The 13092-nt window shown below is 67.9% G+C and carries 13 protein-coding genes; 7 read left to right on the plus strand and 6 right to left on the minus strand.

The window, feature by feature from the left end:
• Positions 1–153 precede the first annotated feature (153 nt).
• Both OPU71_RS08690 and OPU71_RS08695 read right to left on the minus strand, forming a co-directional pair.
• The gene (locus OPU71_RS08690) at positions 154–1065 is read right to left on the minus strand and encodes a GNAT family N-acetyltransferase (protein ID WP_267727391.1); all 912 of its coding nucleotides are present in this window, start codon (positions 1063–1065) and stop codon (positions 154–156) included.
• 156 nt (positions 1066–1221) lie between these two features.
• Positions 1222–2199, minus strand: a complete 978-nt coding sequence (locus tag OPU71_RS08695; protein WP_267727393.1) for a class I SAM-dependent methyltransferase — start codon at positions 2197–2199, stop codon at positions 1222–1224.
• Between the two features lie 283 nt (positions 2200–2482).
• Here OPU71_RS08695 and OPU71_RS08700 point away from each other — a divergent pair, with 283 nt between their 5' ends.
• Positions 2483–2782, plus strand: coding sequence for a hypothetical protein (locus OPU71_RS08700; protein WP_267727395.1), 300 nt, complete (start codon positions 2483–2485; stop codon positions 2780–2782).
• 10 nt (positions 2783–2792) lie between these two features.
• Here the strand turns inward: OPU71_RS08700 and OPU71_RS08705 are convergent, their stop codons facing one another.
• Complete coding sequence (locus OPU71_RS08705; protein ID WP_267727397.1) at positions 2793–3689, minus strand: LysR family transcriptional regulator; 897 nt, start codon at positions 3687–3689, stop codon at positions 2793–2795.
• Positions 3690–3825: 136 nt separating this feature from the next.
• Between OPU71_RS08705 and OPU71_RS08710 the strand changes: the two genes are divergently transcribed.
• From OPU71_RS08710 to OPU71_RS08730, 5 genes are all read left to right on the plus strand, one after another.
• Entirely contained in the window at positions 3826–4689 is an 864-nt protein-coding gene (locus OPU71_RS08710) for an SDR family oxidoreductase (protein ID WP_267727399.1), read from the plus strand.
• 184 nt (positions 4690–4873) lie between these two features.
• Positions 4874–5314, plus strand: a complete 441-nt coding sequence (locus OPU71_RS08715; protein WP_267727401.1) for a Fur family transcriptional regulator — start codon at positions 4874–4876, stop codon at positions 5312–5314.
• A complete protein-coding gene (locus OPU71_RS08720) occupies positions 5311–5715 on the plus strand; it encodes a MerC domain-containing protein (protein WP_267727403.1) in 405 nt (134 codons plus the stop codon). Before OPU71_RS08715 ends, OPU71_RS08720 begins: the two co-directional genes overlap by 4 nt.
• Before the next feature lie 72 nt (positions 5716–5787).
• On the plus strand, positions 5788–6102 hold the full coding sequence (locus OPU71_RS08725) for a hypothetical protein (protein ID WP_267727407.1): 315 nt from the start codon (positions 5788–5790) through the stop codon (positions 6100–6102).
• A gap of 102 nt (positions 6103–6204) precedes the next feature.
• Entirely contained in the window at positions 6205–8301 is a 2097-nt protein-coding gene (locus OPU71_RS08730) for a TonB-dependent receptor (protein WP_267727409.1), read from the plus strand.
• Positions 8302–8358: 57 nt separating this feature from the next.
• Here OPU71_RS08730 and OPU71_RS08735 read toward each other — a convergent pair whose 3' ends face one another.
• Positions 8359–8691 carry a hypothetical protein gene (locus OPU71_RS08735; protein ID WP_267727411.1) on the minus strand — a complete coding sequence of 111 codons (333 nt, stop codon included), beginning with the start codon at positions 8689–8691 and terminating at the stop codon, positions 8359–8361.
• Positions 8692–8891: 200 nt separating this feature from the next.
• Between OPU71_RS08735 and OPU71_RS08740 the strand changes: the two genes are divergently transcribed.
• A complete protein-coding gene (locus OPU71_RS08740; RefSeq protein WP_267727413.1) occupies positions 8892–10502 on the plus strand; it encodes a sensor domain-containing diguanylate cyclase in 1611 nt (536 codons plus the stop codon).
• Positions 10503–10512: 10 nt separating this feature from the next.
• Here the strand turns inward: OPU71_RS08740 and OPU71_RS08745 are convergent, their stop codons facing one another.
• On the minus strand, positions 10513–11730 hold the full coding sequence (locus tag OPU71_RS08745; protein ID WP_267727415.1) for a TCR/Tet family MFS transporter: 1218 nt from the start codon (positions 11728–11730) through the stop codon (positions 10513–10515).
• A 57-nt stretch (positions 11731–11787) separates the two neighbouring features.
• Positions 11788–13080 carry a ferric reductase-like transmembrane domain-containing protein gene (locus OPU71_RS08750; protein WP_267727417.1) on the minus strand — a complete coding sequence of 431 codons (1293 nt, stop codon included), beginning with the start codon at positions 13078–13080 and terminating at the stop codon, positions 11788–11790.
• Positions 13081–13092 lie beyond the last annotated feature (12 nt).

Here is a 13092-nt window from a genome sequence, read left to right on the forward strand (position 1 = left end):
AATTGGGAATCCAATTCCGGGATTGAAGTCATGGCAAACCAAATCCAGGAGGCGAGGGCTGGCGCGGCTTCTCAGCGATTTGCATCGGCCTGCTAACGGTCGCTTGCACGCGGCGCATCGAGGTTACGGTTTTACCGATCAGCAGATCATCAATCACACAATGTCTATTTGCCATTTGCAAACCAACGGGTTAGGTAACTCCATCGGAAATGCCCGCTCAGCATTTGCGAAAGGACCGGCCTCGCCACCGGCCGGCAGCCGCAAATAGGGCAGATCGACGCTAGTCACAAAGCCGAGCTTCTGCGCGAGCTGCCATGAGCCGGTGTTCTGCTTGCGGCAGGACCAAACCGGGGCAAGACCGTTTAGCAGGCAGTGGTCGATCAGCGCGATGGCGGCGGTGAGGGCGTGGCCCTGGTGGCGGTGGTCGGGGTGGGTTTCGATGCCGATCTCGAGTTGGTCATCGAACACGAAGGATGCAAAGGCGCAGGCGGCGATTTGCCCGCCGGCGATGCTGCAGTAGCCGGTGCCTTCGCGCTGGAACTGTGCGGCATCGCGCCAGAAGCGGCGGGGTGCGACGCTGAAGTCGATGCGCTCGAACAGCGCTGCGTCGATTTCGACCACCGGATGCCGGGCGCAGAAGCCGGCACGTGCCTGGGCGTAGCGCGCGGCATCGAAGCGGAAGTTGGTGCGGGTGAATAGTTGCGGCGCAGCGCCCCCCGGTGCGGCGTTGCTGGGTGTGGGAGAGAGCCCCAGAGCGGCGACGAGGGCATCGGCCAGCGGCGGCGGGCTGCACTGCAGCCATTCGTCCTCCGACCGTGCGGCCCGTTCGCGCAGCATGGCTTGTAGTGCCTCTGGGCTGGCCTGCGCGGCGTCGCCAAACAGCAGCGACATGCCGTAGGGGTGGGCGACCCAGACTAGCGCGGGCGCGCCGCTGGCGTCGCGATGCACCCACGCGCGGCCCTCGACCTTGCGTTCGAGCACGCTGCGCGCGAACAGGTGGTTGATCGGCACTTGCTGCAGCATCGGCAGCAGGGCGGCGAATTGCGCGGGCTTCAGCGCTTCCATGGTTCTTCCATTTCGATGTTCTCGGTCAGGGGCGCCTGGCGCGGAGGACTTCGCCGATGCGCTGCACGCCCAGTTCGATGGTGGCTTCTTCCACTTGCGCGATCGAGAGGCGGAAGGCCGCGCCGGGTGGCAGCCTGAACAAGCTGGGGTAGCCGTCTATTTGGCTGTTGCGTGGAAGTAGCGCATGGACAGGGGGAACTCAATTCTTCCGTCGGCGGAACAATCGGAGCTGATCGACCCCAGCAGTTCGTCCTTCACCGCATCACGATCCTGCGGGCGGAGAAGGTACAGGTCGTACATGTCCGACAGCCACGACCATAACTCCTCGGGGGCGAGTCGCAACGGAAGATGCAAGTCTTCTACGACGACGTCGGAAAACTCCTCGGACAAGAAGTTGACCAGACCCTCGCGCGTGCGAAGGCGCGGTTCGCCGAGCTGAACGGTTTCCCACTGTGGGTCTCGCGCGCAGCGTGAGAGCGCTTGGAGGTAGCGAGAGCGAGTCGGCGATGGTGGAGGGCTTGCACCGACAACGCCGGCGAACTTGCCGCCGCTCTTCAGGGTCCGACGCACTTCGGAGCGCACTGCGGCTGGGTCATGCATGAGCATCAAGGCCATGTGACACAGGACAAGATCGAACTGGCTGGCGCGGTATGGAAGGCTTTGTGCCCTGCCAACAAGCAATGAGGCAGTTTTGCCGAGCCGAAGAGCCGCGAGTGCCAATTCCCCCGCGCTCATGTCCAGGCCGAAGAGAGCGAGATCCTGATTCACATGCGATCCAAGGCGGGCCAGCAGGAATCCGTCTCCGCAAGCCAAGTCGAGTGCGCTTTCGTTCTCGTTTGTCACCGCGCTTGCAAGGAGGTCGTAGGTGGATGCATACACCTGGCCGCGCAGGCTCAATGGACGTGACCCGAACGCTTTGGAGCTAAGTCCCGGCCGCGAGTTATGGAACTGCGTAAGGAAACCTTCGACACTGGGAGACGGTGTTGTCATGAACGTTTGAGGTAAGAGGTGGTGGTCGGCGTGCGAGCATTCCGTGGCGTGCGGGGCATCCACTCGACCGCATTGTTGGTCCTGATCGGTTCCTGTTGCCGCGCCAGCAGCATGGCTGTGAATTCCGGTGAAAGACGGGCTCATGCTGTCACAGGATTGGATTGGCTGGAGCATCCAAATCGGCTGCGTTCAGACCATCCAATTCAGCTCGCGCGATGGCGGCCTGTGCAGGGGGTGAAGCGCGTGGAATCCCCTTGCCACCATGGCCGTGGCTGAAGGCCCGAGTTGATCGAAACCGGTGCCCCCTTGCCGCGCCAGAGGCATATAGTGGGGTTGCGTGGCAGCGGGCGATGACGGCAGTTGGGCCGCCGCCCCCTGGCTGACGCAGGCGTGGTGGGCAGAACAGCACAAGCGGAAGGAGTCCGTCATGAGCATGTCCAGCAATGATCACGACCCCGGACCGGACAAAGGCCCGGAGAGCGAAGAGATCCGCATCGTCGAACGCGCCGACGGCTACTACTGGCTGGACCCGGGCACGCACGAGCACTTTGGCCCCTTCCCCAGCTACGAAGAGGCGCTTGCCAATTCCGACTACGCCGCGATGGATGACGACGAAGGCACCTCGCTGCGCGAGGCGGAAGACGCGCTGGGGCTTTCGGACTGGGTGGACCCGGACACCGGGCTGCCGGCCGAGGGCCATGTGCCGCACATTTCCGACGACTACTGAGCGCCTTGCGTCAGCCCAGCAGTTGTTTGAGTTCGGCTTCGAGAAAGTCGAGGAAGGCGGCCACTTTAGGGGTGAGCAGGCGGCGGCTGGGGTACACCGCCTGTAGCGGCACCGGGTCGGGGCGCCAGTCGGGCAACAGCCGGACAAGGCTGCCGCTGGCCAGCGCATCGCGGCATACGAAGCGCGGCAGCCGCGCGATGCCCAGCCCGGCGATGGCCGCTTCGCGTTGCACCGACAGGCTGCCCACCGCGAGGCGGCAGGTCAGTGTGGCGTCGATGCGGCCGGCGGGGCCATCGAGCGCCCAGCGCAGGGCCTGGCGCACGCTGCCGGGCCCGATGCCGTCGTGGCCCGCCAGCGCCGCCGGATCGGCGGGCTGCCCGCGCCGCGCAAGGTAGTCCGGCGCGGCCACCAGCACGCGGGGTGATTGGTCGAGCGGCCGAGCGACGAGGCCGGAATCGGCCAGCGACCCGGCGCGGATCGCCAGATCGAAACCATCTTCCACCAGATCGGCGTAGCGGCTTGAGAGGTCGATCTCGACCAGCACCCGCGGATGCTGTTGCATGAAGCGCGCAACGATGCCGCCGAGGAAGTAGGTGCCGATTTCGAGCGGCGCCGAAATCCGCAGCGTGCCGGCGGGCTCGGCCTTGAAGCCGGCGACAAAAGCCTCGGCATCTTCCAGTTCAGCGACGATGCGCTGGCAGCGCGCCAGGTAGGCGGCGCCGATTTCGGTGAGCGCCAGCCGCCGGGTGGTGCGCTCGATCAGCCGCGCGCCGAGCCGCGCTTCGAGCTGCTGCATGCGGTGGCTGACGGTGGACTTGGGCAGGCCCAGCGCGCGGGCGGCCCCGGCGAGGCTGCCGACGGCGGCGACGCGGGTGAAGATCAGCAGGTCGTTGAGGTCGGCGTTCATGCGATGGATTGTCCAACTTGTTGGACGCTGTAATCAATACGTGACGGCTAGTCCATTGAGGTGGCCGTGCGCAGAATGCACTCCATCGCGGACTCGACACCGGGCCGCGCAACGAACCCCGTTCAGGAGAGCACCCATGAAACCGATCCTCGTTACTGGCGCAACCGGTACCACCGGCGCCGAAGTCGTCCGCCAACTCGCCGCCCGTGGCGTGCCCGTCCGCGCCCTGGTGCGTGACCCGGCCAAGGCGGGTGCGCTGGCCGCGCTGCCCGGCGTTACGCTGGTCAAGGCCGATCTGGCCGAGCCGCAAACCCTGGCCGCCGCGCTGGATGGCGTTGAGCGCGCCTACCTTGTCACCAGCCCCGACCCGGCCCAGGTCGCGCTGCACAGCGCCTTCTTCAAAGCGGCGAAGGCGGCAGGCGTGAAGCACATCGTGCGGCATTCGGGCCTGGGCGCGGATGTGAACAGCCCGCTCGGCCTCGGCCGCTGGCATGGCGAATCGGAACGCGAGCTGGAGGCTTCCGGCATCGCCTGGACGCACCTGCAGCCGCACCTGTTCATGCAGTTCTTCCACAACCACGCCGCCTCGATCCGCGATCAGGGCGTGTTCTACGCACCGCTGGCCGACGGCGCGGTGAGCATGGTGGACGTGCGCGACATTGCGGCGGCGGCGGTCGTCGCGCTGACCGAACCGGGCCACGAAGGCCAGCGCTACGCGATCACCGGCCCGGCGGCGGTGAGCTTTGCGGAGGCCGCCGCCACGCTGTCGGCGGTGCTCGGCAAGCCGGTGCAGTACGTCGCGGTGACGCCGGATCAGGCGCGCGAGGCGATGCTGGGCAGCGGCATGCCCGAGTGGCTGGCGACCGATCTGGCCAATATGTTCGCGTTCTTCGCCACCGGGCAGGCGGCGTTCGTGAGCCCGCTGGTTGAACAGCTCACCGGCAAGCCGGGGCACAGCTTTGCGGACTTCGTGCGCGACCACGTCGCCGCGTTTCGCTGAGTCTTGTGGTGCGGTGATCGCCGGGCCGATCGGCGCGTGAGGCGCCGGCCTACCCGGTGTGCTTGCGCGGCAGCAGAGACAAGGCCGGCCCCTCAAGCGGGCCGGCTTCGTCATGCCGGGCCGGCGTGGTGTGCGTGCGCAGCAGACTTGCTCTTGCAATCCGGTTGCAAATACAATTGCGTTCATGACCGCATCCCAAGACATCTCCCGCCTGCTGCGCGAACGCGGTGCCCGCGTTACGCCGGCTCGCCTGCGCGTGCTCGCACTGCTGCGCGGTGCCGAGCGCGGACTCTCGCATCACGACGTGGAAAAAGCGCTCGACGACGGCACGCCGGTTGATCGCGTGACCTTGTACCGGGTGCTCGACTGGCTGGTGGAGCAAGGTCTGGCGCACAAGGTGGCCGACGAAAACCGCGTCTTCCGCTTTTCGGCCGCGACGGCCGACGGCGAGCCGCATCTGGCCCATGCGCATTTTGTTTGCGACGACTGCGGCAAGGTGTTCTGCCTGCAAGACACGCCCCGCACCCCGCCGCGCCTGCCGGCCGGCTTTGCGAGCACCCAGGTCGAATTCGAAGTGCACGGCCACTGTGCCGCCTGCAACGTGCCGGCGGAGGCTGCACGATGAGTGCGATGCATCGCCATGGCGTGTGGGACAAACTCGGCATTGCCGCGTCGTTTGCCTGCCTCGTGCATTGCCTTGCAATGCCTCTGCTGATCCCCTTGCTGCCGATGTTGCTGGTGGTGCCGCATACCGACATCCACAGCCTGCTGCTGGTGCCGGTGATCCTGCTGACCGGCCTTGGCATCGTGCCCGGCTTCCTGCATCACCGTGCGCGCTGGGTGCTGTTCACCGCGCTGGCGGGGGTGATGCTGTGCTCGCTGGCCATCGTTGCCGAGGCGGTGTTCCATGTGCACGACCTGGACATGCCGCTGACCGTCAGCGGCGGCCTGCTGCTGATCAGCGCGCACATCGGCAACCTGCGCCTGCGCCGCAGCGTGCGCTGCGACGACACCTGCGCCGCGTGAGCCTGCACGGCTGACATCGCCCTGCAACACCGCCGTGTTGTGATGCCTGCCCACACCGAATCTGCCTGCTCAATGAACCGCTTGCTGCTGACCCTGTTGATGGCCCTGATGGCGTGGCTTCCGCTCGCCGGGGCGATTCACGGGGCGCATTCGCATTCGAGCATCACGCAGTGCACCAGTGCCGATTCGGCCGATGCGAATTGCCCGGCCAGCAGTTGCGCGCTCTGCGTTGCGTTTGCGGCACTGGGCGCCGCGCTTGCGCCGTCGAAAGCCGCCCCGCCCCTGATTGCCGCCCGCCCGCCGCAGCTTGCTGCCGTGCTGCTGGCTGCGCGCGCGTCGGATTGGCTGGCCCCCTCAAGCCGCGATCCACCGCCTCTGTCCGCCTGACCCGCCCTTTCATTCGCACCGCGTAGCGCCCGGCTGGGTGCGCGCGGCATCGGCTGCGCTGCGCAGCCGGGACTGGCCCGACATTCAGAGAGCTGCCTCACCATGAAACACCGCATGACCTTGCGGCCCGCCCCCGTGCGCGCCGCCCACCGCATTCGTCCCTTGATCCTTTCGCTCGCCGCACTGGGCGCAGCGGCCCACGCAGACGGCCCGCACAGCCAGGCAGACCGGGTGATCGTCACCGGCAACCCGCTGCGCAGCGAGAGCTTTGAACTGGCGCCGGCCATCTCGGTGCTGAGCGGGCGCGAACTCGGGCTCAAGCGCGAAGCCACGCTGGGCGAAACCGTCGCCGGCCTGCCGGGCGTGAGTTCCAGCTACTTCGGCCCCAACGCCAGCCGCCCGATCATCCGTGGCCTCGATGGCGACCGCGTGCGCCTGCTGGAAGACGGCATCGGCGCCACCGACGCATCGAGCCTGTCCTACGACCACGCCACCACCGTCGAACCTTTGCTGGTCGACCGGGTGGAAGTGATGCGCGGCCCGGCGGCGCTGATGTACGGCGGCAACGCGATCGGCGGCGTCGTCAATTCGATCGACCACCGCATCCCGACTGAATCGCCGCAGGGCATCAGCGGCCGTGCCGAAGTGCGCCTGGGTGGCGCGGCCGAAGAGGCCGGCGGCGCGGCGATGGTGGATGTGGGCAACGAAAGCTTCGCGCTGCATGTGGATGCCTTCAGCCGCGATACCAACAACCTGAAGATCCCCGGCGCGGCGGTGTCAGACCGACTGCGCGCGCAGATCGATGCCGGTGAGGCCGAGGTGTCCGATGCGCTGCTGGAAGCGAACGGCAGCCTGCCCAACTCGGCCGCCACCACCAACGGTGGCGCCGTGGGCGCATCGTGGCTGGGCGAGCAGGGCTACCTGGGGATCTCGTGGGGCCACTACCACACGCTGTACGGCACCGTGGCCGAGCCGGAAGTGACGATCGACATGAAGTCCGACCGCTTCGACATCGCCGGCGAACTGCGCCAGCCGGTGCAGGGCATCAGCAACCTCAAGGGCAAGCTGCGCAGCACCGACTACGAACACACCGAACTGGATGCCGGCATGCCGGCCACCGTGTTCCGCAACAAGGGCTGGGAAGCGCGCGTCGATGCCACCCACGACACCCTGGGCGGGCTGACCGGCGCCTTCGGCGTGCAGGCGAGCAACAACGACTTTTCGGCCCTCGGCGACGAAGCCTTCGTGCCCTCGACCAACACCACCTCGATCGCCGCCTTCCTCTTCGAGGAGGCCGTGCTGGGCCCGGTGCGCCTGAGCGCCGGCGGGCGCTTCGAGAACAACGAAGTCAGCAGCGAGGGCGGCGACCGCTGGGGCAATGCGGATTCGCGCAGCTTCAAGCTGCTCTCGGGTGCGCTCGGCGCGGTGTGGACGCTTGCGCCGGGCTGGGCGCTGGCGGCGAACTTCGCGCACAGCGACCGCGCGCCCACCTTCTACGAGCTGTTCGCCGACGGCCCCCACGCCGCCACGGGCGCCTACGAGGTCGGCAATCGCGACTTCGACAACGAGGACTCGAACGCGCTCGACCTCTTCCTGCGCTACAAGTCCACCGGCGTGTCGGCCAGCGTGGGCGGCTTCTACACCCGCTTCGGCAACTACATCGGCCTGCTGCCGAGCGGCCAGTTGCGCGGTGAGGACGGCGCCTACAACCCCGACCCGGCGGTCGACGAAGTGCTGCCCGAATACGTCTACACCCAGGTGCCGGCCGAATTCACCGGCCTTGAGGCCGAGGCCAACCTGCTGCTCTCCGAAGGCGAGGCAGGCCGCTTCGATCTGGCCCTGCGTGCCGACATGGTGCGCGCCAAGCGCACCGACACCGGCGACTGGTTGCCGCGCATCGCACCGGGCCGCCTCGGCGCCACGCTCGACTGGGAACGCGGCATCTGGGGTGCGCAGTTGCAGTGGCAGTACATCGCCGAGCAAACGCGTACCGCACCGAACGAGTTGCCGACCGATGGCTATAACCTGATCCATGCGGCCCTCACCGCCCGCATCAAGACTGAGGGCGTGACCTGGGACGCCTGGCTCAAGGGCAACAACCTCACCAACGCCGAAGCGCGCAACCACGCATCCTTCCTCAAGGATGTGGCGCCGATGGCGGGCCGTGGCGTGCTGGCCGGGCTGCGCGCCAGCTTCTGAGGCCAGCCGGGGCGGTGCCCGCGTTCGCGGGTGTCTGCCCCGCGCGGGCGCGGCGGCTCAACAGCCGAAGTCGTGCCCGCAGCGGGCCCACACCCCGAGGGTCAGCCCCAGCACCAGCACAAGGTTCAGGGCCGGCAGCAAGGCAATGCGCACGGCGTGGCGCCGCGATCGCCCGTTGTCGAGCGCTTCATGGCTCCACGCCAGGGCGCCGATGTAGGTCAGCGGGTAAGCCCAGCTGAACAGCAGCATCAGGGTGAGGATCGGATGTCGCGGTGCGCTGGCGCCGCTGAACAGATCCAGCGAAAACACCGCCAAGAACGGCCAGCCCAGCAACATCAGCCCGAAGATCAGATTGAGCGCCAGTACGCGCTCGCGCTTCATGCTCGCCATCGAATGCCTCCTTGCCGATGCGTGCGATGCCCACGGCGCGTGTTTTGCAAGTGCTGTGCCATCGCCGGCCGCGCGGGGGGCGGCGCCGGCATGGCTGGTCGCCGCGCCGGTTCAAGTGCAAGATGCAGGGGCCGCTAACTGGCTATGTGCCCGCGCCACAACCCTGCGCGGGCGAACCCTTGCTAACCGGTTCTTGCCCGATGCCGCTGATCGCGCGCCTGATCATTGCCGTTGTTGCCCTGCTCGCCGCGGCCACCTTGCTGGCCTCCGGAATGCTGCAAAGCGGCATCGGCGCGAGCTATGCGCAGATCGAACGCGACGCCGCGCAACGCGAGGCGCGCCGGCTGGTCAATGCGCTCGAGATCGAGGCGCGCTCGCTTGGGCAACTGCTGCTGGGCTGGGCGCACTGGAGCGAGATGTACGCCTACGCCGGCGCGCCCACCGAGGCCTTCCGCAATGAAAACCTCACGCCCGCGGTGCTGCTGCCTTCCGATCTGGCCTGGGTGCTGGTGATTGCCGCCGATGGCCGTCTGCTGGATGCGGTGGCTGCACCATCAACCAGCAGCCCCGCACCCGATCTGGGCAGCCTGCAGGCACCGGCCAACCCGCTCTTCAGGGCCCTGACCGGCCCGATCAAGCCGGCTGAAAGCCATTGCGGCGTGGCGCGGCTGGGTGCGGAAAGCTACCTGGTTTGCCGCCGCCCGATCCGCGATACCCGCGCCGAGCAGGCGCCGCGCGGCCTTGTCGTGCTGGCGCGCCGGTTTGACGCCACGCTGATGCGCCGCGTGCAGGCGGAAAGCCATGTCAGCTTCGTGCTGGTGCCGCACGCTGCCGCAGCCAACCCTGAACTTGCCGGCGCGCCGATCGATTCAGCGGTGTTCGGCAGCAACCGCCCGCTGTTTCGATCGAGCGAGGCCACGCTGGAGGTTCGCCAGCCGGTGAGCGATCTGGGTGGCGAGGTGTTCGGCGATCTGGTCATGCAATTGCCGCGCGAGATCAGCGCGCTGGGGCAAAGCAGCCTGGAGCGCGTGCGGCTCAAGCTCTTCGGCATTGCCGCCTTGCTCGCGGCCTTGCTGGTGTTCGCGATCGACCGTGTGCTGGTGTATCGCCTGCGCAGGCTCTCGCGCGAGATCGACACGATCCGTGACAAGCAGGACTGGTCGATGCGTGTCAGCGAAAGCCGGCACGACGAGATCGGCCGCCTGGCCACCCATGCCAACGCGCTGCTTGGCGTGCTGGAAACCAACATGAAGGATCTTGAAGCGCTCGCCACCACCGATGCGCTCACCGGCGTGGCCAATCGCCGAGCCTTCAACGACCGCCTCGCGCTGGCCTTGCGCCGCCAGCAACGCAGCGGTGCCGGCCTGGCACTGGTGATGCTGGACATCGACTTGTTCAAGCCATTTAACGACCGCTACGGCCACGCCGCCGGCGACCACGCGCTGGAGAAGGTGGCCGCGGTGATGCGCTCGGCCGCCGCGCGCGCCACCGACCTGTGCGCGCGGCTCGGCGGCGAGGAATTCGCGATCCTGCTTGAAGACGCCGATGCCGCCGCCGCCATGAACGTGGCCAAGCACATCCGCTTCACGATCGAAGGCCTTGGTATTCCGCACAAGACCTCGCCCTTCGGGCGGCTGACGGTGAGCCTGGGGGTGGCGATCCACCAGGACGGCGAGGACGGCGAAACTTTCTACATGCGCGCCGACACCGCGCTTTACGCGGCCAAGGAGGGCGGCCGCAACCGCATCGAATGCGCCCGCGACGGCCTGGCGGTATTGATCGAGTCGCCCGGCACCAACCGCCAGGTCTGAGCGGCGCGCCCTAGCCGTGTGGCGCCCGCGTGACCCGCGCCGCCAGCACGATCGCCACCAGCATCACCGCAGCGGCCATCAGCATCGGCGCGCCCGGCAACTGCCAGCCGATTGCCGGGTCGATCGACCACGCAAAGACAAAGCTGAAACTGCCCGGTGCCAGCAGGCCCACGACCGCCGCCGCGCTGCTGTTGGCGCCTTGCAACTGGCCTTGTTCCTGCGGGCTGACATGGCGCGTCATCAGCGCTTGCAAGGCGGGGCCGAAGAGGCCGATCAAGGCGAACACCGGCAGCCCGGCCCAGAACCACTCGCCGCTGGGCGCCATGCCGTAGAGGCAAAAGCCCGCCATGCCGGCGGCCAGCCCCAGCAGCAGTGCCGCCCGCTCGCCGATCCGCGCAACCACCCGGCTCACCAGCCAGGCCTGCACGAACACGTTGCAGATGCCCACCGCCGCCAGCGTCAGCCCCACCGTTTGCGCATCCCAGCCATAGCGATGGCCGGTGTAGAGCACAAAGGTGGCCGGCAGCGCGTAGTGCGCGAACCAGTACAAGGCGTTCACGCCGGCCAGGCCGAACAGTTCGCGGTGCGAGCGCAGCAGCGTGAGTGAGCCGAGCGGGTTGGCGCGCTTCCACGAAAAAGGCGCGCGGCGGTCGCGCGGCAACGATTCAGGCAGCACGAAAAGGCCATAGCCGAAGTTCGCCAGCGCCAGCGCGCCGGCGACCCAGAAGGGCAGGCGCGGGTCGATGCCGCCGAGCAGGCCGCCGACCGCCGGGCCGACGACGAAGCCCAGGCCCCAGGCAGCGCCGATCATGCCGAAGGCGGCCGCGCGTTTTTCCTGCGGCGTGACGTCGGCGATGTAGGCGCCGGCCGTAGAGAAACTCGCCGCCGTGATGCCGGAAATCACCCGCCCGATGAAGAGCCACCACAGCGTGGGGGCAACCGCCATCAGGATGTAGTCGAGCCCGAGGCCAAGGCAGGAAATCAGGATCACCGGCCGGCGGCCGTAGCGGTCGGACAGTGCACCGAGGATCGGTGCGAAGACGAACTGCATCAGCGCCCAGGCGGTCGAGAAGCCGCCGTTGATCTCGGCCGCGCGGGCGGTGTCGCCGCCCATGAAGTCTTCGATCAGCTTGGGCAGCACCGGGATCACGACGCCCAGCGCGAGCACGTCGAGCACCACGGTGATGAAGATGAAAACAACGGTGGCGGTGCGCGGGGCGGTGCTCACGGCGGGCTCGGAAGCGGAAAGCGCCGATTGTGGCAGAGGCCCCGCGCAGCCGGTGGCTCAGCGCATCGCAAAGCGTTCGCTGTGGAAAGCGTCGGACCTGAGGCCTAGCGCTTGCAGCCCGCCGCGCAGATGCTGGGCGAAGCCGCTGGGGCCGCAGAACCACACCCTTGCCCCGGCCAGCGGCCCGACCACGCGCGCCACGCCATCTGCCGAGAGCAGCCCGGCGCAATCGGCCGGCATCCGGTGCAGACGCACGCCCGCCCGTTCGCAGCGGCTTGCCAGATCCGCCGGGAAGGCGCCTTCGGCCTGGTGCTGGGTGCAGTACCAGAAGTCCACCGGCCGCTTGCTGCCGCCCTGCGCGATCAGGGTGTCGAGCCGGGCGAGGAAAGGCGTGACGCCGATGCCGCCGGCGACCCAGATCTCGCGTGTGCCATCGGCCGAGAAGTCGAAGCAGCCGTAAGGGCCTTCGAGCTCCACCGCCTGCCCTGCGGCGAGTTTGGCGCCAAGCGTAGCGGTGTAGTCACCGAGCGGCTTGATCACGAAGCGCGGGCGGCAGGGGTCGTCGGCCGAGGCGATCGTGAAGGGGTGCGGGCCTTCGAGCGCATCGAACTTGAGGAAGGCGAACTGACCCGCGCGATACAGCAGGCCCGGCGCGGGCAAGGCGAGGCGCAGGTCGATCAGGCCGCTGGGCGATACCGCGACCGATTCGATCCGGCCCTGATGGGTGCGCGCCTTGCCGATCCGCCCGGCAAGCGACCACAGCGCACCGGCGCTGCCGACCGCCGCCGCGAGGATCACGATCCAGCCAGCCGGGGCGGACCACCAGCGATCGGGCATCAGCACCACCGAGTGGAAAGCGCCGAACAGGAACACCACCGCCAGTGCCTTGTGCACCCAGCGGAAGTAGCGGTACGGAATGCGCTGGATCAGTGCCACCAGCACCAGGGTGATCAGCGCGTAGAAGGCCCATTCGCCGCTGTCCTTGGCGAAGTCGATCAGCACGTTCTCCGGGCCATGCGGGCCGCCGCGCGCGCGGCGCATCACCAAGCCGAGCTGCACCAGCCACTTCGCGCCGTTCTCGGCGAACCAGTGCAGGCCCAGGGTCACGCCGGCCGCGATGCCGAGCGACTTGTGCAGGCCGTAGGCCTTGTCGAGCCCATCGAGCCGCTTTTCAAGCCAGCGAGGCCGGGTCGCAAGCAGGATCGCCGCGCTCATCGTGACAAGGCCGAGCAGGCCGGTCAGCAGGATGGCCTCGCGGCGCCAGGCCCAGAAGCCGGCGCCGTTGGCGCTCGGGCTCATCAGCCAGGCGCCGGCCACGAGGGCAAGCAGGCCATACAGGTAACGGTTCATGACGTATCTCCG

Source organism: Niveibacterium sp. 24ML, from assembly GCF_026586805.1.
Taxonomy (GTDB): Bacteria; Pseudomonadota; Gammaproteobacteria; order Burkholderiales; family Rhodocyclaceae; genus Niveibacterium.